Raw genomic sequence first — 24,626 nt, forward strand, 5'->3', positions numbered from 1 at the left:
TTAACTCTCTACAACTCTCATTTATTGGGTTATGCCTCAGCACTTGCGTCTGTGACAGATTGTTCTGCTTTCAGGAATGCTTTGATTCCATCTAAGTCTCGCGTTCTTGGGATAGGTGGTAGGCTTCCGAGGAAAATACCACCGTAGTCTCGCGTGACGAGGCGATTATCACAAATAATCAACGCACCGTGATCCTTCTGATCTCGAATTAATCGTCCTACTCCCTGCTTTAACGTAATCACTGCATCCGGGATTTGTACTTCAGCAAATGGTTCACCGCCACGCAATCGACAATCCTCGATACGGGCTTTGAGTAATGGATCGTCAGGGGCGGTAAACGGTAATTTGTCGATAATAACACAGCTCAGCGCATCACCTCTAACATCAATCCCTTCCCAGAATGCACCTGTCGCCACGAGTAAAGCGTTACCCAGTTCCATAAACTCCGCCAAGGTTTTCTGCTTACTCATCTCCCCTTGCATTAACACAGGCAGCTCAAGTACTTCTCGGAACTTCTCACCTAGTTCACGCATCATGCTGTGCGAGGTACATAAAAAGAAGCAGCGACCATCATTTTCTTCAATCACCGGAGCAAGCATTCGGACTAACTTATCCGCTAAGCCGTTACTGTTTGGCTCTGGCAGATACCTTGGCACACAAAGGCGCGCTTGTTTTTGATAATCAAAGGGGGACGGCAGAGAAAATTGCTTTGTAGGCTTGAGGCCAAGGCGCTCAGTAAAGTGCTTGAAGTCGCCCGATACGGCTAGGGTTGCTGACGTGAAAATCCACGCGCCTTGTTTAATCTCTATTTGCTCATGGAACTTGTCCGCGACAGAAAGAGGCGTAATGTGCAGAGCGAAATGACGAGGCGAGGTATCGTACCAGTATGAGTAGCCGGTAATATCGACATCACATACCCGGTCGATGCGGCCTTTGATCAAATTGGCTCGTTCAAAGGCGGTATCCAGTAATTGACTGCGCCCTAAGGCTATTTTGAGTACATCAATCGCCAATTCGAGGCTATCAGTTAAGCGCAATAATTCTCGCTTAATAGAGCCTGATTGCAACGCCTCACGCCAGTTGCCACGAAAGCCAGGCTCACCCAGTACAATCCGCATGTCCATTGCGCTTTGCATGAGTTTGTCGCCCACTTTTTGCAATTGGCGCATATCTTTTGCTTCGGTGCGATAGGCTATTTCAATATCTTTGGCAAGATCGTGAATTTGGCGACTTGATACTGACTGGCCGAAATATTCGCTCGCAATATCTGGCAACTGATGAGCTTCATCAAAAATAAACACATCGGCTTCTGGGATCAGTTCACCAAATCCTGTTTCTTTGATCGCTAAATCAGCAAGAAATAAGTGATGGTTCACCACAACAATGTCGGAATCCATGGCTCGCTTACGAGCTTTCAATACAAAGCAATCGGTGTAGCTCGGACACTCTTTACCTAAACAGTTATCATTGGTTGAAGTGATGGTCGGAATGATCATGCTGTCTTCTGGCAGATCATCACAATCACCAAGGTCACCTGTTTTGGTTTCTGATGACCAAGCACGCACTTTAACCAATTGAGTTAATAGCGTCGGGTCAGATTCATTAGTATGGCTTTCGACCATTTGGCGGCTCAAGCGATCCAAACACAGATAGTTAGAACGCCCTTTTAATAATGCAACTTGGCCATAAAAACCAAGCGCATTGACCATGAGTGGTAAGTCACGATGGTACAACTGCTCTTGCAAGTTTTTCGAACCTGTACTGATGATCACTTTTTTACCGCTCAACAGCGCAGGGACTAGGTAGGCGAAGGTCTTACCGGTTCCGGTTCCTGCCTCCACCACCAACTGGGTTTGATCTTTGATCGCACTGCTGACGGCTTCCGCCATATCGATTTGTGGCTGACGAGCTTGAAAGCCAGGAATGGCCTTACCTAACGCGCCATCAGAGGAAAAAGTTTTTGCGATCATGCTTGGTATTGAGTTTGAAAAATTATCGAGAGTATATCAGAGGAATAGGAGTGACATCAGCCCACAATCTGACCAGCTTGCGGCGACACGCGGATATTTTGTTGAAACCAACGTAAGAATAGATTATTTATGGTGAAACATGGCAGTACAGTTACACCCGCCAGGGAATAATAACAAATTCGTACGCTAAAATATTAATGCATGGAAGTACCTGATTTATGGAAAAGAAAACACTGTTGACCCACTGTTCTGACGCCCCGGGTCTCATCTCGAAAATTACTAATATCTGTTACAAGCACCAACTCAACATCGTTCACAATAACGAATTTGTTGATAATACCAGTGGCCACTTTTTCATGAGAACGGAGCTGGAGGGATACTTCAACGATCAAACGTTTCTTGCCGACTTGGACCAAGCTCTCCCGCAAGGTGCTAAGCGTAAATTGGTTGGCTCTCGCCGTAAGCGCATCGTCATTCTCGTCACAAAAGAAGCGCATTGTTTAGGCGATATTCTGATGAAAACCTACGATGGAAGCCTAGATGTTGAGATCGCCGCTGTGGTGGGGAATTACGACAAACTGCAAACTCTCACTGAACGCTTCGACATTCCTTACCACCATGTGACCCATGAAAACCTTAGCCGTGAAGAACACGAGCAGAAGATGCTAGAAGTGATCGACCAATACGATGCTGACTTTTTGGTGTTAGCTAAATACATGCGCGTATTGACGCCTACGTTTGTTGAGAAATACCACCACAAAATCATTAATATTCATCACAGCTTCTTACCTGCTTTTATTGGCGCGAAGCCATATCAACAAGCTTACGATCGCGGTGTGAAAATCATCGGTGCAACGGCACACTTCGTGACCAATGATTTAGATGAAGGGCCGATCATCAAGCAAGACGTAATTCCTGTCGACCATACATTCAATGCCCAAGATATGGCACAAGCGGGACGCGATGTAGAAAAGAATGTGTTGAGCAAAGCGTTGAATAAAGTCATTAACGACCACGTCTTTGTTTATGGAAATAAAACAGTGATCCTGTAATCCTTCCGCACTAGTTACAAAGAGAATGAAACCCGTCCAACTTGACGGGTTTCATCTTTTCAGGGATATCCCCCGACTCTAACCATCAAAATTAAACCGATATATTATAATTTTTCATTTCACTACAACTATTTACTGAGAGAATGATTCCGTTTATCATTTGGACCCCTTATAATAAACCACGTTAATATTACGGAATTAAAATGAAAAAAACGTTAGTGGCTTTTCTGATTGGGCTGACTTTGCCAGCAACCACAATCGCAGATACTCTTAAGCCTGTTCAGAATGATGTATCCACTCGCATTATTGGCGGCGAGCCAGCTAATACTTCCGACTGGAAGTTTATTGCTTCACTGGTCCGTAAAGGACAGCCAACATCTATTGGTCACTTCTGTGGCGGTAGTTTCCTTGGTGGAAAATACGTATTAACTGCTGCGCACTGTGTGGAAGGTCTTAATGCGGACGATATTGATATCGCTCTTGGTCTTTATGATCAAAACAACGAGTCTCACGCGCAGCGCATCGCGGTTAACAATATCTACTCGCATACTGCATATAACAGTAATACAACGAACAATGACATCGCTCTTATCGAATTAGAACGCAATGTCGATAGCGCAACTATTGATCTGGCAACGCCAGAACTTTTAGATAGCGTACGTGTGGGAGACAAGTTGCATGTGGCTGGATGGGGAAATACGTCCACGACAGACAGAATATACCCAACCGTTTTACAACAAGTAGATTTGGAATACGTAGATCGAGCTACCTGCCAAAACCTACCAGGAAACTACTCTAATGTATCAGATGACGGCATTTGCGCCGGATACTATTGGGGAGGTAAAGATAGCTGCCAAGGAGATAGCGGCGGTCCGCTCATCGTTGACGATAACGGCATCAACAAATTATTAGGGGTGGTCAGTTGGGGTGATGGATGTGCTCAACCAAATGCTTATGGTGTTTACGCAAACGTCGCTCATTTTCAGCACAACGGCTGGATAGATAGTCATCGTAATACTATCAGCTACACTCAGTATCGAGATCTTCATTTCGTTGAGCGAAAAGCGCAGCAAGAGACCTTTACTATTCGTAATGACGAGGGGAATACGCCAATTAACATCACGGGCGTTACCCTAACAAGCGGAATCAGCCTCGCCAAAAATACCTGTACTGCGACACTGGCACCATCTCAGAGCTGTCAAATTACGGTAGGCTACTACCCAAGCTACTCGCACTCAGTTGAAACGATTGACGTCTCTACTGATCATCCGAAACTATCTAAACTTTCGACTACCTTAATATATAGTGGTATTGATAAAGCAAGCAGCTCATTGAGCAGTGCCGTTACGCTAGCTGGCGCAAACGTGTACACCAATGAACACGCTTGGACCGCTGAAAATGGTGAACTTCAATCAGCAGACATGGGAACGTCTGCTGGCGCATCCATCTTGTATTTAACCGATCTTCCAAAAGGCAAACTATCAATGGACTTTAAAGTCTTGTCAGATGGTTTCGATGTTTTTGTCGTTTACGTCAATGGCCAAGAGTATGACTACACTCGCCAGCTTCTTGAGTACAATGAACTTTCTATCGATCTTTACCGGAAGTCAAACACGATTACTTTTGCTTATCTGAAAAACTACGAGTTTAGCGGTGGTTACAACGCGCAAGCGTATATTCGCAATATCAAGATGTCAGTTAGTTCAGATAACACTAGCGAGAGCAGCGTAACAACAACATCGAGTTCAGGCGGCAGCCTCTCACTTAGCCTACTAATGTTGCTAGCCGCAGGTCCTTTCCTGCGTCGCAAAAAAGGACAATAAGATGCAATATGTACTCAAAACAATGCTGCTTGGCTTGAGCTCCATCAGTTTAGTCGCTTGCTCGGCAAATACAGAAACGCAGCAAGGTCTAGAGTCTGAACATCAAGCCGTCATGGTTGAAGCGTACCGAACTAGCGATAGTCAAATTTCATTTATCGCCGAGTCTAATGGCTGCAGTAAGAACGATGACTTTAGCTTAAAAATAGAGCAAAACTCGTCAACGGAAGCCCTGCTCACAATCGTCAGGAACAAAGTGGATCATTGTAAACGAATGCCGTTTCCAAAGACTTTCACACTAACTCTAGACGAAGAGTTGAAAGGCAAAAAACTTTCCATTACCAACCCAAAAAGCAAGTCACTGGCTAAATAGTGATTCGCTTACGAAAGGGAGCCTCGGCTCCCTTTTTGCCTCTCGCAACTCAGCAATTTTCACTCTAGCGTTTTACGCCTGCTCAGACTCCACAATACGCTTAAGTGAATGCGGGTGCAGCTTGATACAAATGCCTTGGTACTTAAACGCCACGGTTGGGTTGTTCAAGCGTTCGCCTTCCCCTTTCGGGCTCGACAATTTGCTCTTTACACCCAGCTCTTTTAACTCATCAAAACGCGCGCCAAACGCTGGGTAAGTGTGTTTCAAATCAGCAAGAAACTCATCTGCGGTTTCGGCATGAGACGGAATCACAAACTCCACATGTTCCCAGCTTTCATTTGGGTAGATTTTGCCTTCCGCAGGGTATGGCAGCTCTAGACACTCAATCTTCCAGCCACGGCTTTCCAACGCTTTGTCGAATTCGATAACGATGATTGGGCGACCGTTTATTTTCGCTTGTGAAATCACCTTACCGTATTGATTCCATGCTTCATGCGCGGCTTTCGCTGTTTCAGTATCATTAATACGCAGCGCAATATGGTCAGCTTGAGCAAAGCTCAGATCCAGTTTTAACAGGGTTGCAAGCTCTTCAATCTTCGCCATAAATGCGTCCAGATCTTGGATCATCAATTCAGGCGTTAGGCGCTTTTCAACTAGTTGAGTCGTCATTGTGGGTCTCTTATGGGGCGATTTATCTCATTACTTTGAGTGCAATAGTAAACGCAAACTAAGCCACATTTCCATTCAATCGAAAAAGTAAAAATTTCGCCTATTCATCTCTGTATGAAAAGCAATAAAGTTGTTATGATTAGCCCCATTTTTGTGAACTCTAACAGAGCTCGGCGTACATATTGCCGAGTTCTTTGTCCTTGAATTGAAGGAAACGCGTGTGAATATCCAAGCACTTATTAATGACAAAGTATCTCAGGCTCTAGAAGCCGCTGGCGCACCTGCAGGCAGTCCTGCAGCCGTTCGCCAATCAGCAAAGCCACAATTTGGTGATTACCAAGCAAACGGCGTAATGGGCGTTGCTAAAAAACTGGGTACTAACCCTCGAGAATTTGCACAGAAAGTACTGGATGTTCTGGACCTAGATGGTATTGCGAGCAAAACAGAAATCGCTGGCCCTGGTTTCATCAACATTTTCCTAAGCGAAGAGTTCCTTGCGAAACAAGCCGACGCGGCGCTAAAAGACGAGCGTCTTGGCGTAGCTAAAGAAGAAGCACAAACCATCGTTGCCGACTACTCTGCACCAAACGTAGCAAAAGAAATGCACGTTGGTCACCTACGTTCAACCATCATCGGTGATGCGGTAGTACGTACGCTTGAGTTCCTAGGTCACAAAGTGATCCGCGCGAACCACATCGGCGACTGGGGTACTCAGTTCGGAATGCTTATCGCAAACCTTGAGCGTGTACAACAAGAGTCTGGCGAAGTTTCTATGGAACTTGCGGACCTTGAAGGCTTCTATCGTGAGTCTAAAAAGCTGTACGATGAAGATGAAGAGTTCGCAGTAAAGGCGCGAAACTACGTGGTAAAACTGCAAAGCGGTGACGAGTACTGTGCAGAAATGTGGAAAAAACTCGTTGATGTAACCATGATCCAAAACCAGCGCAACTACGACCGTCTAAACGTGTCACTGACTCGTGACGACGTCATGGGCGAAAGCATGTACAACGACATGCTTCCTAAGATCGTTGCAGACCTAAAAGAACAAGGTCTTGCCGTTGAAGATGATGGCGCGCAAGTTGTATTCCTAGATGAATACAAGAACAAAGATGGCGAACCAATGGGCGTTATCGTTCAAAAACGCGATGGTGGTTTCCTATACACAACAACAGATATCGCATGTGCAAAATATCGTTATGAAGAGCTAAGCGCAGACCGTGTGCTTTACTTCATCGACTCACGTCAACACCAGCACCTAATGCAAGCTTGGACGATTGTTCGTAAAGCGGGCTACGTGCCTGAGTCTGTATCTCTTGAGCACCACGCGTTCGGCATGATGCTGGGTAAAGATGGTAAGCCATTCAAGACTCGTGCGGGTGGTACCGTTCGTTTAGCAGATCTTCTAGATGAAGCAGAAGTTCGCGCAGCACAGCTGATCGAATCTAAAAACCCTGAACTAGATGCGGAAGAAAAAGAGAAGATCTCTAAAACAGTTGCAATGGCAGCGGTTAAATACTCTGACTTATCTAAACACCGTACGACTGACTACGTGTTCGATTGGGACAACATGTTAGCGTTTGAAGGTAACACAGCACCATACATGCAATATGCATACACTCGCGTAGCTTCTATTTTCGCTAAAGCTGGTGTTGCTATGGACGCTCTCCAAGGTGACATCAAAATCACTGATGAGAAAGAGAAAGCACTTATTGCTAAACTTATGCAGTTCGAAGAAGCGGTTCAATCTGTTGCTCGCGAAGGCCAACCACACATCATGTGTAGCTACCTATTCGAACTAGCAGGTCAGTTCTCTAGCTTCTACGAAGCGTGCCCTATCCTAGTTGCTGAAGACGAAGCAGTGAAACAAAGCCGTCTGAAACTAGCTGCGCTAACAGCGAAGACCATCAAGCAAGGTCTGTCTCTACTGGGTATCGATACTCTAGAGCGTATGTAATCCGCTTTTACGTAGTTAGCTTAAGTAGCACAAGCTAAATGATGACAAAGGTTGACGTGAAAGCGCCAACCTTTTGTTTTATCTGTCGTATACTAATTCAAACTAAAAATTAATCGGACAGCAATAATGAGTTTTGAACTTCATCCTCAATTGGCAAAAGACACTTCGGTGATTGGTCACTTCCCACTTTGCGTCGCGCTTCTTCATAAAGATAATGCTGTGCCATGGGTTATCTTGGTGCCTAAACGCGAAAATTTGAAAGAGCTACACCACTTGCCAATGCAAGAGCAACAACAGTTTTTGCTCGAATCTCAAGCGGTAAGCCAAGCACTCGAAGCGACATTCCGCCCAGACAAGTTAAACCTTGGCGCCCTAGGTAACATGGTGCCACAGCTGCACATTCACCATATTGCGCGCTTTAAAGACGATATGGCATGGCCGGGACCAGTTTGGGGTAACACCAAAGGTGAGTTTCGTACTGACGAAGAACAAGAAGAGATTCTTAACCGAATTCGTAATGTGTTGTCGTTAAGCTCTATCTTCCGTAAAGCGTAACCGTTATATAACTTTTAATTCAGGTAGAAAGTAAAAAGCCGCATCATTGCTGATGCGGCTTTGTTGTTTGTGCGCGATGGTTATTGCTCCTACTACATGGTTACGGTAAGTGACAAACCATCGTGCTTTGTGACTGCATAGCGTATTCGCGTTATATGATGAGCTTTATTTGTATCTACCAAGCGAGAAATGCGACCTTTGTTAATCCATACACTTAACATGGCGTCTGCACCGTCTTCACTCATTCCGAACTGTTTTGCTAGCTCAGATTGGGAAACCGTTCCTTTTTCGGCAATATATTGATAAAGCTCTTTTAAAATCATACGACTTGCGCCTCAAACTCGCCTTGATGTTTCTTGCCTACGCGCTTGAAAACGCGGTACGTGCCAAAGAAAATCGCAATAATTATGGCAATCCAAACGCCGCTGGTGATAGGGCTATCAGCGAAATGCATAAGCTGATGATAGAAAGTCGCACTCAAGTACGCGAGCCCCATTGTCCATACCGCTATAAAGCGCGCAAAGTTATTGCCGAATTCTCGAACATAGGCACCCATCGCAGCCACACAAGGAGTGTAAAGTAAGATAAAAACTAGGTACGCAAAAGCAGCATGACCAGAAACAAATTTCTCTTTTATGTTACCAAAGATCGATTCATCAATTTCTTGCTCCTCTGCGACTGCATGAGAATCTGCTAAATCACCGACGTCAATCCCCAGAGGATCAGAATAGCTCAGCCCTGCTAGGTTTTCAGGAATGCTCATCACCGCTTCTTCTAGGCTACCCATAAGATCAAATTCTGCATCCTCTCCATCGGTTGGCGTAGTATATAAGCTGTTCAATGTGCCCACGACTGCCTCTTTCGCGAAGATACCAGTAATAATACCAACCGTTGCTGGCCAGTTATCCTCTTGAATACCAATTGGTGCAAACACTGGCGTCACAACCTGAGCGGCTTTTGATAGAACCGATTTATCACTGTCTTCATTACCGAATGTACCGTCAGTTCCTAGCGAGTTGAGGAAGCTCAAGATAGCAACAACCACTACGATGGTTTTACCTGCACCCAATACAAACCGCTTAAGTTTTTGCCAAGTTTTGATCACGACGTTCTGCAATGTCGGAAGCTCATAGTCAGGCATTTCCATCACCAAGCTATCACTGCTGCCAGGATACAGCGTGTGCTTGAGGAACAAACCGGTAAACACCGCGGCGACAATACCAAGTAGGTAAAGTGCAAACACAATGTTTTGACCAGAGCTTGGGAAGAAAGCGGCAGCAAATAAAGCGTACACAGGTAAGCGAGCACCACATGACATAAACGGTGCCATCGACGCAGCCAACTTGCGCTCACGCTCTTGGTCTAGCGTGCGCGTTGCCATGATCGACGGAACGTTACAGCCAAAACCAAGAACCAAAGGGACAAACGCTTTACCCGGCAAGCCGATTTTCTGCATCACTTTATCAAGCACAAACGCAGCGCGTGCCATGTAACCCGAGCTCTCAAGCACAGCAAGGAATAAGTACAAACACGCTATGACCGGGATAAAGGTCGCAACTGTTTGAATACCGCCGCCTAAACCATCAGCAATCACCGTAACTAGCCATACGGGGAGGTGACCATCTAATAAGTGATGTCCACCATCAACCAGCAATGCGCCTACACCAATGTCAAAAAAGTCGATAAATGCACTACCGATGTTAATCGAGAACATAAACATCAAGTACATAACCACAAAGAAGAATGGGATCCCAATCCACTTGTTCAAAATAAACTGGTCGAGTTTTTCAGTCACGCTACGGCTTAATTTGCCTTCGCTTCGGCGAACTTTTTTACACTGTTCATGCAGGTATGTGTACTTGGTATCCGCGACATGCAAATCGATATCCAAGTCTAAAGTCGCAATGACTTCCAATACTTTGCTTCTATCAATATCGGAAAGGCTATTGAGAACCATCGTGTCTTTTTCAAGCGCACGAATTGCTAATGCACGATGGGCGACGGTTTGATCGTTAAAAAGTGCGGAAACAGTTTGAATCGCCGACTCCATCTTTTCACCGTAATGCAAAGATAGCTCTTTAAGCGCGACCCCTTGAACGATGGACTTATGAAGTTTTTCTTTAAACTCTGCAACTTGAGTTTTATTGGTTGCAGATAAACTTACTACAGGACAACCTAACGTTTTCTCAAGCTCTGAAACGTTAATCATTTGACGTTCACGTTTTAGCGCATCCATTTTGTTGAGAACAACAATCATAGGACGGCCAAGTTCGCGAAGTTGCAACGTCATATATAAGCTGCGCTCTAAACTCGTGGCATCAACCACGTTGATAATTAGATCAGCAGGATGAGTTAGAACCGCACGCGATGCAATGGATTCGTCAATACTATTGCTATCATTACCACTGTCTAACGAGTAAATGCCAGGGAGGTCAGTGAGCAAAAACTCGTCACCCGCATGTTTGAATTGTCCCGTTTTCTTTTCAACGGTGACGCCTGCCCAGTTACCAACTTGCTGTTTTGCGCCAGTCAAACCATTAAATAGCGTCGTTTTACCACTATTAGGATTACCTACGGTAAGCACTTGATATTGCATTACACTCGCTCCACTTCAATTTTCTGAGCAATGGTTTCTCGCAATGCGACAGACACACCACGGACTTCGACTTGTAAAGGATCGCCCATTGGAGCACGTCGAATCACTTTGACTTCTGTATTGGGAAGCAGCCCCATTACCATGAGTTTCTTTCTGATATCTGATGAAAGACCATCTAACAACCGAATCGTCACCGTATCGCCAGGATTAATCTCTGATAACTTCATAGTGGCCCTTAAGAGTATTGCTAATGAGAAATATTATTATTTAATAAGTTTAGGCTGCCAATATTACTCTTCTATAACCCTTCAATCCTTGTGTGAAATCAAAGATTTCATAAATGTTTTCATGCTTTCAAACGTCAACTCCGTAAATTTCCTCTCGTTATTTACGTCAAAATTAACAATTAAAAATCACGATCAATGAAATAAAAATGTCACAAACAAAGGGCAAAAATAAAAAATTCAATACAAAACAATAATTTAGCTGGAACTTAAAACTTTGTCGCTTTTCTCATATCAACATGGCGTTATTTTTATAAGAAAAATAAGTAACCTTTCGTATAGTTACTCCATCGAGAGGGCCACCTCTCAAATGAATTCCAGAGGTGGCATGGCAACATGTCACTCCGGCAGCAAGCGAAGGTGTCATTGACACCCGTGGTATAGTCCCCCCGGCTATACCACGATATTTTTTTCATCTCTCTCTAAACTCTTTATCTTATCCACCTTTTCAGCACAGTTCTGTTTTCACGAATTTCGCATACCCCCACTACTCAAATGAACCAACGCACTCTAGATACAAAAATACAACCATTCATCTATTTGTCGCCGTAGGTAAATCCGTCCTCTTAAGCCATGTATGGTTATAGCTAAGAACAGCGCTACTAACAGATAGAGCGTGACCGTGCTTACGTATTGAGAATGGATTTGTAGGCTAGATGTGATGAAGAAGCAATGAGAATCACTGCATTGGTAGCTCTAGAATAGTAGAGCGCTATAAGCAGCTCCCCAGTCTTTTGAATATTCACTAGGGAGTGTGTAATGAGGGTTTTTAGTTGGTTTCTTGGCTTTCTTGAGTCAAAGCAAACTTGGAAGGAGGCAAACCAAAATGCAATTTAAACTTTTGGCTAAAGTAAGAAGGATCATTAAAGCCGCAGTTAAACGCTACTTCGCTGATTTTCTCGCCCGCTAATAACTGCTCACACGCCGTTTCTAAACGAACTTCGGTTACATAATCTTTTAACGTTCTTGACGAGGCTGATTTAAAGCGCCTCTGTAAAGAGCGTTCTGACATGAACAGCATTTTAGCCGCTAAAGCAGTACCAAACTCAGGGTCATGGTAATGCTCAGCCACCAGCTGATAGACTTTTTGCAACCATTCTTTCTCTGGGGTCACTTTATCTTCGACGATAGGTTCAGACTCAAATTCTTGCAAAGATTCATCCACATAACTCATCTCTTTCGCAGTTGGCCATGTAATTTCGATTTTATTTTGAGCGTCGGAAGTAAACACCGCCAAGTATCCTCCACTCGTTGTCACTAACTGGGCAAGATGATCAATACTCAATTCAGAGTGGTTCATATTAGATGGACGCCCGGTCGTGACTTTATTAGGCAGTTGCGTCCCATAATCAAGAAAACTCAATGAAACAATATCATTGCCCTCTTCTAGCATGATTCTCACCGTTTGGCCTCGGAAAGAACGCTTGATGATATTGGCAAAAATGCTGTTGAAGATAACATCAAGGTTAAAGCTTTCCAGAGCAATTCGACTTGTTTTTCTCTCATCTTCAAGCTCCATCATAATCCCAGCCTTCGCAAAATCATCTTGCCATACATCAACCACCGATTGAGTTATCTGACTCAAATTGTAATTGTGACTGCCGCCGCTAGCTTCGCCAGGAACACTTTTTAACTCATTTAATTGCCATGTCGTTTTCGCCAGATGATCTTCCGTAGCTGCATCCAAAGGTATGGGTAATTTTGACGCTACAAAATCCACACTGGACTTAATAGATTGCGCCACGTGATCAACCAACAGGTTTCTGACTTGAATCTGTTTACGTAGCTGTTGGTTACTCGTCAACAACACTCGGCTTTGATGCCTCAACTGGTTAGTTTTGAGTGTCACTTGCGCAGCTAAATCACGGTTAGCCTGTACAACATAGCGAGAACGCCAGTACATAAGTAGTGCAACCATGGCAATACTCGCGACCACAAAACCTAAAATTGCGAGTTGCGATAAATACCAAGGATTAAGCACAATAAAATATGACTCGAGCCCAACCAATCCAGCAGCGACTTGAGACTCATTACTTACCTGTAGATGGTATTCACCGGAATTGAGATGCTCTAGAGTCAGTTGGCCTCCCTCTAGCGCTTGCCAAGGATCATCGCTATTCAATCGATAATACAAATTTTGGCTGTCTGGTTTTGGCATCACGCCAAATAAGAAACTTAGAGAAGAGCCATACGGTAATTTTATGCCATTCAAATCGGCGCTACCAACTTGTAGAATCTCGTTTTCAAGCACAACTTGGCTCACGATAAACTTCGACTCTGGAGGGTTGGACACAAGCAGCTTGGATGCTTCAGCTTTTACCAACCCGTATTTCGACCCTAGGACGAGCTCTCGCTCACCACCTTCTTTTTGCTGTATAACACTGCAGATTCCTGGTAGAAACTCGTTGTTCATTAAGCCAGACGCCGATGAATAATGTTTCACTAATTCACCCGAAAGGTGGTAATAGCTTAATCCGACAGAAGAGGCTAACCACACACCTTGCCTGTCTCTGATCAAGCAAGCAGGTCGCGCGTTGGGCACACTCATTTCAACAACATGTTTCTCGTTACTTCCTTTAATCGTTTTAAAAACGCCGTAAGATGACGCAAACCACTGACTGCCATCAACCGCCGTGACCATGTCTAATGATTCACCAAATTTTTCGGAATAGCGGATGAACTGGATGTTTTCATTGCTGTATTGATAAATCCCATGATCGGTCCCTATCAATAGAGAATCTTCAGTGTCGTATAAACGCGTAACCTTAGCTGGTAAGTACTGACTTACTAGCCACTCACTTCCAAAATTTCTTACGCTTTGCTTGGTTATATCAACATTGTAAAGATGGTATCCGCTTGATACCCAGAGACGCTCATTACCATCTACAGTCACATGCTCCACTCCGTGTCCAGCCATAACCTGTAAATAAGGAAATGTCACTTTGTTAAGACCATTCAGCTCGAATATTTCGAGCCCTTTAGAGGTCGCAAGCCAAAGCATCCCACCTTGAAATGCAAATTCATTGATCTGCGAATCAAGCTCCAAGACTTTGATGTTGCCACTCTCACCTGTCCGATAAAGCTTTCGGTCATCCGCGAACCAAAGCGCATCATCAGGTCCTGTGGAGGTTTGTCGAATTCGCCCTGATAAGGTTTGCGAGTCGTAACTACTGAAGGTTACTCGTTCAAACTTTTTACTAAACAAGGAGTAATAGCGAATGCCTTGGTTAGTCGCGATCCACATCCCTCCCATGTTGTCACTCAGTAGCGAATAGATCTTTGTATTATCCAGCTCCAGTTCAAGAAAGCTTGCAGGCTCGACTTCTGTCACTTCGCCTGACAAGAATGAGTATAAATACAGACCATGCTCAGTCCCCACCCAGTACTCTTGATTTGTCTCAGCGAAAGTCAACACATGAGAGCCGCCAATCTTAATCACCTCTTTATCAGGTTGATAAATATTGAAAATTAATGCCCCACGCAACGTTCCTACCAGAATTTCTCTGCGCGTGTGTGAGTAGTAGATCTTTTCAATGTAGTTCTGACCTGAAGCGACTACATGGTCAAACTTATCTCCTTCTGAAAGATAAAAGCCAGAAGTTGTAGCAAGTGCCCACTTCTCTTCGAGCAGAACTGCATCGTTAATATAAACATAGCTATTGTTGCTATGTTGATAGAGCTGCAACAAAGAAAAGGACTTTAACTCGCTAGTATCGATGTCGTAAGTATAGAAATGTGCGCCATCACTAACCCAAATATAATCTTCAGAAGAACCGATTTTTCTTATTTGCGACCCAGGGTTTAAGCTAAAGACTAAACGTCTTTCTTGATTTGGATAAGTTTGATACACCTCATTCTCAACAAAGGTCCAGAACGAGCCTTCATGATAAGCCAGTTGCTTGGCAGACGTTTGTAAAAAACTGCCTGATTTAGGTAGGATATTTTGGCCATCATAAAACAACACCCGCCCATGCACGTCGTGAATCCACAAGCCCCCTTGCTCACCCAAGAACAATTTTTTAGCCGCAATAAAAGTACCCTTAACCTGAGTCGGCAAAGGGTAAAAGATGGCATTCGCATTATGAAGAGCAAATGCTTGGAAAGATAGGAAAAAGCCCAACAAGACAAGGGCTAATTGGCGTAGCAAGACGAAAACCTTTTATATCAATTTGTGCTCGGCGCTCACCGTCCATATCTTCTACAGCATGGACTTATACGGTTATTTTGAGCTGCTAATTATTGATAATGATATCTCAATTACTGTTTGAGAAAAGGCTCGCCTTGCCAAAGGTTGTAATTCTTACTACTGGATCACGTTAAAAGGACTATTCCTACACAACAACACTACTTAATCCGTCTTTTGGCTCAAGCACTGCTCAAAATTATTCGCCATATTGTTGAGAAAAGTAAAGTAACTGCCCGGTTTTGCTTCAATTGTGCTCCCTAATGGGTCAAGTTCACCTTTGGCAACTTTGCTACCTCGCATCACGCTCTGAACGACAGCTGGAGTAAACTGAGGTTCAGAAAACACGCAGGCTACATCTCCTGAACTTAACTTTTGACGAATTTGGATTAAGGTTTTTGCGCCCGGCTTACGATCCGGGCTCACGGTGAAGTGCCCCATTTGATTTAACTCATAACGCTCTTCGAAATAACCATAAGCATCGTGAAACACAAAGTAACCTTTGTCTTTCACTGGCGATAATTTCTTCTTGATCTCTAGGTCCGTCTGGCTGAGCTCAGTTTCAAATTTTTTAAGGTTTTCTTGGTACTGTGCTGCATTTTCCGGATCAAGTGATCCCAGTTGATTCACGACAGCCTTGGCAACTTGTTGTGCTTGACTTACACCTAACCAAAAGTGCGGATCATGTGAACCATGATCGTGGCCATCATGGTCATGATTGTGCTCACTATCAAACTCACGCAAATCTAGATCTGGAATTTGACTAATAGTCAGCGTATTCGATCTGTCTGACACGACTTTTTCCAGAAACGGTTCGAGATCATGTCCGTACCAAATAACTAAATCAGCAGAAGCGATTTTCTTAACATCCGATGGGCGTAAAGCGTAATCATGGGGTGAAGTGTTGGACTGCAGTAATACATCTGGCGAAGTCACACCTTGAGTAAGTTCTGTCACTAATAACTGAATCGGTTTGATACTCGTTAGTACCGTTACTGCGTGTGCTGGCAACGTTAGCATCGCTGACGCAGCAAGAATTAATGCTCTTTTCATAGTTTTACTTGGGATATGGTGTAGAAAGTGTGATAATGTTACATTATAACATTATTGATTTGCAAATGAGTTTCATTCATGTCTTCCTTAGTCCATCTTGAGCACTTATGCGTCGAGTTCGATGGCCGCAGAGTTCTCGATAACATTAGTATGGAATTACAAAAGGGCAAAATAACAACCCTAATTGGTCCCAATGGAGCGGGAAAATCAACGTTAGTCAAAGTCATTTTAGGCCTTCAAAAACCGACTAGCGGCAAATTAAACCGACAAAGAAAACTAAAAATTGGTTATGTTCCTCAAAAATTGAAGCTCAATGACTCTCTTCCATTGAATGTCACCCGTTTTCTAAATTTAGCAGGAAAATACAGTAAACAAGAATGTATTGATGCATTAAGGCTTGTTGGCGCTGAGCATTTAATTAGTAGTAACATGCATCGCTTGTCAGGTGGTGAAAACCAACGCGTATTACTTGCGCGTGCTTTGCTTCAACGCCCAGAGCTGTTAGTGCTAGATGAACCTGCGCAGGGTGTGGATATTCAAGGTCAAATCGATCTCTACGATCTAATTGAAAGCATTCGTCACCGATTCGATTGCGGTGTATTTATGGTGTCACACGACTTACATTTAGTAATGGCCAAAACAGATGATGTCATTTGTCTGCATCACCATGTTTGCTGCTCTGGTTCACCTGCCACGATTACTCAGCACCCTTCTTACATCGCGCTATTTGGCAATGCAGCGAGAGAATCGCTCGCGTTTTATCATCACGACCACGAGCATCATCATCACGATTTATCCGGAACGCCAGTAACTGGCGATGCGACATCATGCTCCAACCATAAACACGGACATCATCACCATGATTGAGTTTCTTCTACCTTCTATTCTTGCTGGTATTGGCATCGCGATCATTGCAGGTCCTCTTGGGTCATTCGTCGTTTGGCGCAAAATGGCTTACTTCGGTGATACCCTGGCACATGCTTCATTGATGGGTTTGGCATTAGGCTTTCTGCTCAACGTGAACCTTTATCTTGCACTACTCGTTTGCTGTTTAGCACTCGCCGTATTGCTCGTGACATTGCAGAAACAACAACTGGTCGCAACCGATACGCTTCTGGGTATACTCGCCCATAGCGCATTATCTGTTGGTCTAGTTTCTGTTAGTTTCTTGGATAATGTCCGTGTAGATCTGATGAGTTACTTGTTCGGTGACTTACTCGCAGTATCTCCGCAAGATCTGATGTTCATTTACGCAGGTGTCGCTGCTGTTAGTGTGTGTCTTTACGTTTTTTGGCGACCTTTATTGTCGAGCACAGTTAGTGAAGAGCTTGCTGCCGTCGAGGGCGTCAATACAGACTTGGTTAGATTGGTGTTAATGCTTATGGTAGGTGTTGTGATTGCCGTAGGAATGAAGTTTGTTGGGGCACTTATCATGACTTCTTTGCTGATCATCCCAGCAGCAACAGCACGTAAGGTCTCTTCATCACCAGAGCAAATGGCACTGTTCGCATCTATTATTGGCTCTGTGGCAGTACTAATGGGGCTTAGCCTATCATGGCACTTCGATACGCCGGCTGGCCCATCAGTAGTAATCAGCGCAACATCTCTGTTTATGCTTAGCCAATTTATTCGCCAAAAATCGTAAAAAGTACCTTGATACAAAAAAGCCTAGCAATAATTGCTAGGCTTTTTTAGCTTTAAGCTTCGAGTTGGAAATTACCAGCCCGTTACTTCACGTAGACCTTGGCCGATCTCTGCTAGAGATTTCACAGTCTTAACGCCCGCCGCTTCTAGTGCTGCAAATTTGTCTTCAGCAGTACCTTTACCGCCAGAGATAATCGCACCAGCGTGGCCCATACGTTTACCAGGAGGAGCAGTTACACCAGCAATGTAGGAAACCACTGGCTTCGTTACGTTTTCTTTAATGTATGCTGCTGCTTCTTCTTCTGCTGTACCACCGATTTCACCGATCATAACAATCGCTTCAGTTTCAGGGTCTTCTTGGAACAGTTTTAGAATATCAATGAAGTTTGAACCTGGGATTGGGTCACCACCGATACCAACACAAGTAGACTGGCCGAAACCTTCGTCAGTTGTTTGCTTAACTGCTTCGTAAGTTAGAGTTCCGCTGCGAGATACGATACCTACTTTACCTTTCTTGTGGATGTGACCAGGCATGATACCGATCTTACACTCATCAGGAGTGATAACACCCGGACAGTTAGGACCGATCATACGAACGCCAGTTTCTTCTAGCTTCACTTTCACGTCGATCATATCTGTTGTAGGGATGCCTTCCGTGATTGTTACGATTAGCTCGATGCCCGCATCAATCGCTTCTAGAATTGCATCTTTACAGAAAGGTGCTGGAACGTAGATTACTGTCGCTGTTGCGCCAGTTGCTTCTACTGCTTCGCGAACTGTGTTGAATACAGGTAGACCTAAGTGAGTTTGGCCACCTTTACCTGGAGACACACCACCAACCATCTGAGTGCCGTATGCGATAGCTTGCTCTGAGTGGAAAGTACCTTGACCACCAGTGAAACCCTGACAGATTACTTTAGTGTCTTTGTTAATTAATACAGACATTATTTAGCCTCCGCAGCAGCAACAACTTTCTGAGCAGCATCCGTTAGCGACTCAGCAGCAATGATATCAACATCAGAATTAGCAAGAACTTCGCGACCTAGGTCAGCGTTAGTACCTTCTAGACGAACAACAACAGGTACGCTTACACCTACTTCTTTAACCGCACCGATAATACCTTCTGCGATCATGTCACAACGTACTATACCACCGAAGATGTTAACAAGTACCGCTTTCACGTTGTCATCTGATAGGATGATCTTGAATGCTTCAGCAACACGCTCTTTCGTCGCGCCGCCACCTACGTCTAGGAAGTTAGCTGGTTTGCCGCCGTGTAGGTTTACGATATCCATCGTACCCATTGCTAGGCCTGCACCGTTAACCATACAGCCAACGTTACCGTCTAGTGCTACGTAGTTCAGTTCCCACTGAGCTGCGTGTGCTTCACGCTCATCTTCTTGTGATGGATCGTGCATTTCACGAAGCTTAGGCTGACGGTAAAGAGCGTTTGAATCGATGTTGATCTTACCATCAAGACATAGCAGGTTGCCTTCACCAGTAACCACAAGCGGGTTGATCTCAAGTAGAGCAAGATCGTACTGGGCGAACATCGTGCCAAGACCCATGAAGATCTTAACGAATTGTTTGATTTGGTCGCCTTCAAGACCAAGTTTGAACGCAAGCTCGCGACCTTGGTAAGCTTGTGGGCCTACTAGTGGATCGATTGCAGCTTTGTGGATAAGCTCCGGCGTTTCTTCCGCAACTTTTTCGATTTCAACACCACCTTCTGTTGAAGCCATGAAAACGATCTTACGGCTTGCACGGTCAACAACCGCACCTAGGTATAATTCGTTTGCAATGTTTGAAGCTTCTTCAACAAGGATTTTTGTAACTGGCTGACCGTTAGCGTCAGTTTGGTAAGTCACTAGGTTTTTACCTAACCACTTTTGTGCAAACTCTTTAACGCCTTCTTTTGTATCGTGCAGCTCTACACCGCCCGCTTTACCACGGCCACCAGCGTGAACCTGACATTTAACTACTTTCTTTTCTGTACTGATACGGCCTGCAGCTTCAAAAGCTTCTTGTGGTGTATCACACGCGTAGCCTTCTGGCACAGGCAAACCGAATTCTGCAAACAGCTGTTTGGCTTGGTATTCATGCAAATTCATTTCGATATTCCGTTTGTTTTTCCCTTAAGGGATTTATTATTTCCATAACGCTGCAGTCTTGGCTGCTTGTACGTCTGTAGGGTCTTCTCAAATCAATCCCTCATCACGAGTACTCATGGAGTGGGATTCAAATGAAGGCCAGACGTTGAGCTAGTCTAGCCATTGAAATTTTTAACGTCTAGCTACCTACGATAACTAGACGTTTTAGCGATATTAAACGTCTAATAGGAGACGTGCTGGATCTTCTAGCAACTCTTTAATCGTCACTAGGAAGCCAACAGACTCGCGACCATCAATTAGGCGGTGATCGTAAGACAGCGCTAGGTACATCATCGGCAAGATTTCAACTTTGCCATCCACTGCCATCGGACGCTCTTGGATCTTATGCATACCAAGAATCGCTGATTGAGGTGGGTTGATGATTGGTGTAGACATTAGTGAACCGAACACACCACCGTTTGTGATAGTGAAGTTACCGCCCATTAGCTCGTCTACCGTTAGCTTGCCATCACGACCTTTGATAGCCAGTTCTTTGATGCCTTTTTCAACATCAGCGAAACCAAGCTTGTCACAGTCTTTTAAGACAGGTGTAACTAGACCACGTGGCGTTGATACCGCCATGCTAATGTCGAAGTAGTTGTGGTAAACAATGTCATCGCCATCAATCGAAGCATTTACTTCTGGGTAACGCTTAAGCGCTTCTGTTACTGCTTTTACGTAGAAAGACATGAAGCCCAAACGAATACCGTGACGCTCTTCGAACTGATCTTTGTACTGCTTACGAAGGTCCATGATTGGTTTCATGTTCACTTCGTTAAACGTCGTTAGCATTGCCGTGTTGTTCTTCGCCTCTAGTAGACGGTTAGCGACTGTCTTACGCAGGCGAGTCATTGGAACACGTTTTTGGCTACGAGCCGCTGCCGGCACGTCAACCACTGCTGGTGCTTCTTCTTTTGGCGCAGCTTTAGCGTTCGCAAGATGCGCTTCAATATCTTCGCGCGTAATACGACCACCAACGCCAGTGCCTTTCACTTGGCTTGCTTCTAAGCCATGCTCAGCCAATAAACGACGTACTGCTGGGCTTAGTGCATCATTGCTTTCTTCGCTAAGCGCAGCTTTATGACGTTTATCAGGAGATGCTTCCGTACCTTCTGTTTTGTCTGCAGTAGGCTCACCTGCAACTGCACCTGGCTTCAATTTAGCAATGATTTGTTTAGAAAGTACTGTCGCACCTTCTTCTTCAACGATAGCTTCCAAAACGCCTGCTTCCGGAGCTGGCACTTCTAGTACGACTTTGTCTGTCTCGATGTCAACCAAAACCTCGTCACGCTCTACTGCGTCGCCTGGTTGTTTGTGCCATGTCGCTACGGTTGCATCAGCAACTGATTCAGGTAAATCTGGAACCAGAATTTCAATTGTCATATCTGTTTCTTCCTTTAACTTCTAGTTCTTAATTCGAAGTTTTTGAGTTCACGTTCAGAGCGTCTTCAACCAACGCTTTTTGTTGTTTCAAGTGCACCGACATGTAGCCAACTGCTGGCGAAGCAGAAGCTGGGCGACCTGCGTATTTAAGATCTGCACCTGCAGGAATAGCGGCACGGAAGTTGTGTTGGCTACAGTACCAAGCACCTTGGTTCTGAGGCTCTTCCTGACACCACACGAAGTCTTCAACGTTAGTGTATTGAGCAATCGCTGCTTGTACTTCTTCCATCGGGAATGGATAAAGCTGCTCGATACGCACGATAGCGACATCGTCTTGCTCGTTGTTACGGCGCTGCTCCAGTAGGTCAAAATAAACCTTACCTGAACAGAACACGACGCGTTTTACTTTGCTTGGGTCTAAATCATCTACTTCTGGAATTGCAGATTGGAATGTACCGTCCGCTAAGTCTTCAATTGTCGAAGTACATAGAGGATGGCGCAGCAAAGATTTTGGCGACATAACAATCAGAGGTCGACGCATTGGGCGTACAACTTGACGACGAATCATGTGGTATACCTGAGCCGGTGTTGAAGGAACTACAACCTGCATATTTTGCTCAGCACACAACTGAAGGTAACGCTCTAGACGTGCAGAGGAGTGCTCAGGGCCTTGACCTTCGTAACCGTGAGGTAGAAGCATTGTGAGACCACACAAGCGTGCCCATTTCTGCTCACCTGACGAGATGAATTGGTCAATCACAACCTGCGCGCCGTTGGCAAAGTCACCAAACTGCGCTTCCCAGATAGTCAAACCACCTGGCTCTGCTGTTGCGTAACCGTATTCAAATGCCAATACCGCTTCTTCTGACAGTACTGAGTCAAACACTTGGAATGGCCCCTGATTGTCATGAATATTCGCTAATGGAATGTACGTACTTGCATCTGTTTGGTTATGAAGAACCGAGTGACGGTGGAAGAAAGTACCACGACCCGAATCCTGACCAGAAAGGCGAATACGCTTACCATCATCAACTAATGTTGCATACGCCAATGTTTCGGCCATACCCCAGTCGATTGCTTTTTCACCGGTCATCATTGCTAGGCGATCGTTGTAAAGCTTATTAACACGGCTTTGCAGTTTATGGCTTTCTGGATACTGACAAAGACGATTACCCAACTCGATAAGACGCGTCTTGTCATATTTTGAATCCCACTCCATATCCCATTCATGCCCTAAGTAAGGGGACCAGTCTACGGAGTGCAACGCCATTGGACGCCATTCTTTAACCACCACTTCACCGCGGTCTAATGCGTCGCGGTACTCATTGACTAACTGAGTCGCTGTCTCGATATCTGATTCGTTTTTATCGATCAGAATATCCGCATACAATTTGCGTGGTGTAGGGTGTTTTTTGATTTTTTGGTACATCAAAGGCTGAGTCGCGTTTGGCTCATCGGCCTCGTTGTGACCGTGGCGACGGTAACACACCAAATCAATCACGACATCGCGCTTGAACTCGTTGCGGTAATCCAAAGCAATACGAGTAACAAAAGCAACTGCTTCTGGGTCATCGGCATTCACATGGAAGATTGGCGCCTGAACCATCTTAGCGATATCTGTACAGTACATCGTTGAACGCGTGTCACGAGGGTTAGACGTCGTAAAGCCAACTTGGTTGTTAATAACGATACGCACCGTACCACCGACTTGGAAACCACGAGCCAGTGACATGTTGAACGTTTCGGCAACCACACCCTGACCAGCGATTGCAGAGTCACCGTGGATAGTGATAGGAAGCACTTTGCTACCTTGATTATCACCCAAGCGATCTTGACGTGCTCGCACCGACCCCATGACTACTGGGTTGACGATTTCTAGATGCGATGGGTTAAATGCAAGAGCTAAGTGAACATCACCACCTGGGGTAGCAAAGTCGGCAGAGAAACCTTGGTGATATTTCACATCACCCGTGCCCCAAGTTTCGTCGTGTTTACCGGCAAACTCATCGAATAGATCTTGAGGCTTCTTACCAAGCACGTTCACCAGCATGTTCAAACGACCACGGTGAGCCATACCGATAACCACTTCACGCATCCCACTTGTTCCCGCGTGACGGATCAACTCTTTCGTCATCGGAATCAGTGCGTCACCACCTTCTAGAGAGAAACGTTTTGCACCTGGGAATTTCGCCCCGAGGTAACGCTCCAAACCTTCAGCGGCTGTTAGCTCTTCTAGGAATGTGCGCTTCTCATCTTTGTTGAATGATGGCTGGCCTACGACAGACTCAAGACGTTGTTGGATCCAACGTTTTTGCTCTGTGTCAGTCATGTGCATGTATTCAGCACCGATGGAACCGCAGTAAGTTTTGTTGAGGGCTTCATAGATGTCTTTCAACTTCATGGTTTCTTGCCCAACAGCAAAAGAACCTACGTTGAAAGTTTCTTCGAAGTCATCTTCGGTAAGATTATGAAAAGCAGGGTCTAACTCCGCCACGGTTGGGCGTTGCCATAGACCTAGTGGGTCTAATTCTGCAGCTTCATGTCCGCGGAAACGGTATGCGTTGATTAGCTGTAGAACTTTTACTTGTTTTGCATCGACATCTGGGTCACTAACTTGGACATTGTAATGCTTTGTTTCTCTAGCGAGTCGACGGAAGTAGTCACGGACACGTGAATGTGGTTGTTCTGCCACTTCTTCTGACGGCTTAGGTAAGCCTTCAAAAACACGTTTCCACTCCTCACTTACCAGATCGGGATCACTTAGATACAGTTCGTAGAGGTCCTCTACATACGTTGCATTGGCGCCAGCCAAGTGTGAAGACTCGAGCCATGCCTTCATCACGCCGTTGTGCATATTTTCCCTTAACCAGTAGTTTTCACGTTTGCTTCGGTCTTTGCCGAGCTATAAGAGCCGACCAGAACTAGTCGGCAATTTTTGTA

General features: G+C 44.9%; 18 protein-coding genes. 7 read left to right on the top strand and 11 right to left on the bottom strand.

Features of this window, described 5'->3' with window-relative positions:
• Nucleotides 1-29: 29 nt before the first annotated feature.
• A complete protein-coding gene (locus L3V27_RS12110) occupies nt 30-1,970 on the bottom strand; it encodes an ATP-dependent DNA helicase (protein ID WP_005382210.1) in 1,941 nt (646 codons plus the stop codon).
• Nucleotides 1,971-2,188: 218 nt separating this feature from the next.
• Here L3V27_RS12110 and purU point away from each other — a divergent pair, with 218 nt between their 5' ends.
• The 3 genes from purU (at nt 2,189) to L3V27_RS12125 (ending at nt 5,215) form a co-directional block, all read left to right on the top strand.
• Nucleotides 2,189-3,022 carry a formyltetrahydrofolate deformylase gene (purU, locus tag L3V27_RS12115; protein ID WP_005382206.1) on the top strand — a complete coding sequence of 278 codons (834 nt, stop codon included), beginning with the start codon at nt 2,189-2,191 and terminating at the stop codon, nt 3,020-3,022.
• A 203-nt stretch (nt 3,023-3,225) separates the two neighbouring features.
• Nucleotides 3,226-4,845, top strand: coding sequence for a serine protease (locus tag L3V27_RS12120; protein ID WP_237311928.1), 1,620 nt, complete (start codon nt 3,226-3,228; stop codon nt 4,843-4,845).
• A 1-nt stretch (nt 4,846) separates the two neighbouring features.
• Entirely contained in the window at nt 4,847-5,215 is a 369-nt protein-coding gene (locus tag L3V27_RS12125; protein WP_237311929.1) for a hypothetical protein, read from the top strand.
• A gap of 72 nt (nt 5,216-5,287) precedes the next feature.
• Here the strand turns inward: L3V27_RS12125 and L3V27_RS12130 are convergent, their stop codons facing one another.
• A complete protein-coding gene (locus L3V27_RS12130) occupies nt 5,288-5,884 on the bottom strand; it encodes a VOC family protein (protein WP_012842043.1) in 597 nt (198 codons plus the stop codon).
• Nucleotides 5,885-6,104: 220 nt separating this feature from the next.
• Between L3V27_RS12130 and argS the strand changes: the two genes are divergently transcribed.
• Together argS and L3V27_RS12140 are read left to right on the top strand one after the other, a co-directional pair.
• Complete coding sequence (gene argS, locus L3V27_RS12135; protein WP_053807098.1) at nt 6,105-7,838, top strand: arginine--tRNA ligase; 1,734 nt, start codon at nt 6,105-6,107, stop codon at nt 7,836-7,838.
• A gap of 126 nt (nt 7,839-7,964) precedes the next feature.
• Nucleotides 7,965-8,393, top strand: a complete 429-nt coding sequence (locus L3V27_RS12140) for an HIT domain-containing protein (RefSeq protein ID WP_012842045.1) — start codon at nt 7,965-7,967, stop codon at nt 8,391-8,393.
• Nucleotides 8,394-8,485: 92 nt separating this feature from the next.
• On the opposite strand, the gene L3V27_RS12145 is transcribed toward L3V27_RS12140, so the two are convergent.
• The 5 genes from L3V27_RS12145 to znuA all read right to left on the bottom strand — a co-directional run bounded on the left by L3V27_RS12145 (nt 8,486) and on the right by znuA (nt 16,509).
• Nucleotides 8,486-8,716 carry a FeoC-like transcriptional regulator gene (locus L3V27_RS12145; protein ID WP_005396058.1) on the bottom strand — a complete coding sequence of 77 codons (231 nt, stop codon included), beginning with the start codon at nt 8,714-8,716 and terminating at the stop codon, nt 8,486-8,488.
• Nucleotides 8,713-10,989, bottom strand: coding sequence for a Fe(2+) transporter permease subunit FeoB (feoB, locus tag L3V27_RS12150; RefSeq protein WP_104974369.1), 2,277 nt, complete (start codon nt 10,987-10,989; stop codon nt 8,713-8,715). The genes L3V27_RS12145 and feoB overlap by 4 nt, the downstream gene beginning before the upstream one ends.
• Nucleotides 10,989-11,216, bottom strand: coding sequence for a FeoA family protein (locus L3V27_RS12155; RefSeq protein ID WP_005382190.1), 228 nt, complete (start codon nt 11,214-11,216; stop codon nt 10,989-10,991). Before L3V27_RS12155 ends, feoB begins: the two co-directional genes overlap by 1 nt.
• A gap of 826 nt (nt 11,217-12,042) precedes the next feature.
• Nucleotides 12,043-15,420 carry a helix-turn-helix domain-containing protein gene (locus tag L3V27_RS12160; RefSeq protein WP_237311931.1) on the bottom strand — a complete coding sequence of 1,126 codons (3,378 nt, stop codon included), beginning with the start codon at nt 15,418-15,420 and terminating at the stop codon, nt 12,043-12,045.
• A 201-nt stretch (nt 15,421-15,621) separates the two neighbouring features.
• Nucleotides 15,622-16,509: a zinc ABC transporter substrate-binding protein ZnuA gene (gene znuA, locus L3V27_RS12165; RefSeq protein WP_006742703.1), complete on the bottom strand. Its 888-nt coding sequence runs from the start codon at nt 16,507-16,509 to the stop codon at nt 15,622-15,624.
• A gap of 78 nt (nt 16,510-16,587) precedes the next feature.
• Between znuA and znuC the strand changes: the two genes are divergently transcribed.
• Entirely contained in the window at nt 16,588-17,376 is a 789-nt protein-coding gene (znuC, locus tag L3V27_RS12170; RefSeq protein WP_006742704.1) for a zinc ABC transporter ATP-binding protein ZnuC, read from the top strand.
• Nucleotides 17,369-18,154, top strand: a complete 786-nt coding sequence (znuB, locus tag L3V27_RS12175) for a zinc ABC transporter permease subunit ZnuB (RefSeq protein WP_046874250.1) — start codon at nt 17,369-17,371, stop codon at nt 18,152-18,154. The genes znuC and znuB overlap by 8 nt, the downstream gene beginning before the upstream one ends.
• A gap of 71 nt (nt 18,155-18,225) precedes the next feature.
• Here the strand turns inward: znuB and sucD are convergent, their stop codons facing one another.
• The 4 genes from sucD to sucA all read right to left on the bottom strand — a co-directional run bounded on the left by sucD (nt 18,226) and on the right by sucA (nt 24,540).
• Nucleotides 18,226-19,098, bottom strand: a complete 873-nt coding sequence (gene sucD, locus L3V27_RS12180) for a succinate--CoA ligase subunit alpha (RefSeq protein ID WP_005382181.1) — start codon at nt 19,096-19,098, stop codon at nt 18,226-18,228.
• Entirely contained in the window at nt 19,098-20,264 is a 1,167-nt protein-coding gene (sucC, locus tag L3V27_RS12185; protein ID WP_005393009.1) for an ADP-forming succinate--CoA ligase subunit beta, read from the bottom strand. The genes sucD and sucC overlap by 1 nt, the downstream gene beginning before the upstream one ends.
• A gap of 213 nt (nt 20,265-20,477) precedes the next feature.
• Nucleotides 20,478-21,686 (bottom strand): 2-oxoglutarate dehydrogenase complex dihydrolipoyllysine-residue succinyltransferase, encoded by a 1,209-nt coding sequence (gene odhB / locus L3V27_RS12190; RefSeq protein ID WP_005393012.1) that lies wholly within the window; start codon nt 21,684-21,686, stop codon nt 20,478-20,480.
• A 28-nt stretch (nt 21,687-21,714) separates the two neighbouring features.
• Nucleotides 21,715-24,540, bottom strand: a complete 2,826-nt coding sequence (gene sucA, locus L3V27_RS12195) for a 2-oxoglutarate dehydrogenase E1 component (RefSeq protein WP_005393014.1) — start codon at nt 24,538-24,540, stop codon at nt 21,715-21,717.
• Nucleotides 24,541-24,626: the final 86 nt, after the last annotated feature.

The sequence above is a fragment of the Vibrio sp. J2-3(2022) genome, from assembly GCF_021725735.1.
In the GTDB taxonomy this organism is placed as follows: Bacteria; Pseudomonadota; Gammaproteobacteria; order Enterobacterales; family Vibrionaceae; genus Vibrio; species Vibrio diabolicus.

Coding starts and splice junctions, on each gene's coding strand:
- feoB (WP_104974369.1), bottom strand. CDS start 10,989: ATGCAATATCAAGTGCTTACCGTAGGTAATCCTAATAGTGGTAAAACG.
- odhB (WP_005393012.1), bottom strand. CDS start 21,686: ATGACAATTGAAATTCTGGTTCCAGATTTACCTGAATCAGTTGCTGAT.
- L3V27_RS12125 (WP_237311929.1), top strand. CDS start 4,847: ATGCAATATGTACTCAAAACAATGCTGCTTGGCTTGAGCTCCATCAGT.
- L3V27_RS12140 (WP_012842045.1), top strand. CDS start 7,965: ATGAGTTTTGAACTTCATCCTCAATTGGCAAAAGACACTTCGGTGATT.
- znuC (WP_006742704.1), top strand. CDS start 16,588: ATGTCTTCCTTAGTCCATCTTGAGCACTTATGCGTCGAGTTCGATGGC.
- L3V27_RS12145 (WP_005396058.1), bottom strand. CDS start 8,716: ATGATTTTAAAAGAGCTTTATCAATATATTGCCGAAAAAGGAACGGTT.
- znuB (WP_046874250.1), top strand. CDS start 17,369: ATGATTGAGTTTCTTCTACCTTCTATTCTTGCTGGTATTGGCATCGCG.
- znuA (WP_006742703.1), bottom strand. CDS start 16,509: ATGAAAAGAGCATTAATTCTTGCTGCGTCAGCGATGCTAACGTTGCCA.
- sucA (WP_005393014.1), bottom strand. CDS start 24,540: ATGCACAACGGCGTGATGAAGGCATGGCTCGAGTCTTCACACTTGGCT.
- sucD (WP_005382181.1), bottom strand. CDS start 19,098: ATGTCTGTATTAATTAACAAAGACACTAAAGTAATCTGTCAGGGTTTC.
- sucC (WP_005393009.1), bottom strand. CDS start 20,264: ATGAATTTGCATGAATACCAAGCCAAACAGCTGTTTGCAGAATTCGGT.
- L3V27_RS12110 (WP_005382210.1), bottom strand. CDS start 1,970: ATGATCGCAAAAACTTTTTCCTCTGATGGCGCGTTAGGTAAGGCCATT.
- L3V27_RS12130 (WP_012842043.1), bottom strand. CDS start 5,884: ATGACGACTCAACTAGTTGAAAAGCGCCTAACGCCTGAATTGATGATC.
- purU (WP_005382206.1), top strand. CDS start 2,189: ATGGAAAAGAAAACACTGTTGACCCACTGTTCTGACGCCCCGGGTCTC.
- L3V27_RS12120 (WP_237311928.1), top strand. CDS start 3,226: ATGAAAAAAACGTTAGTGGCTTTTCTGATTGGGCTGACTTTGCCAGCA.
- L3V27_RS12155 (WP_005382190.1), bottom strand. CDS start 11,216: ATGAAGTTATCAGAGATTAATCCTGGCGATACGGTGACGATTCGGTTG.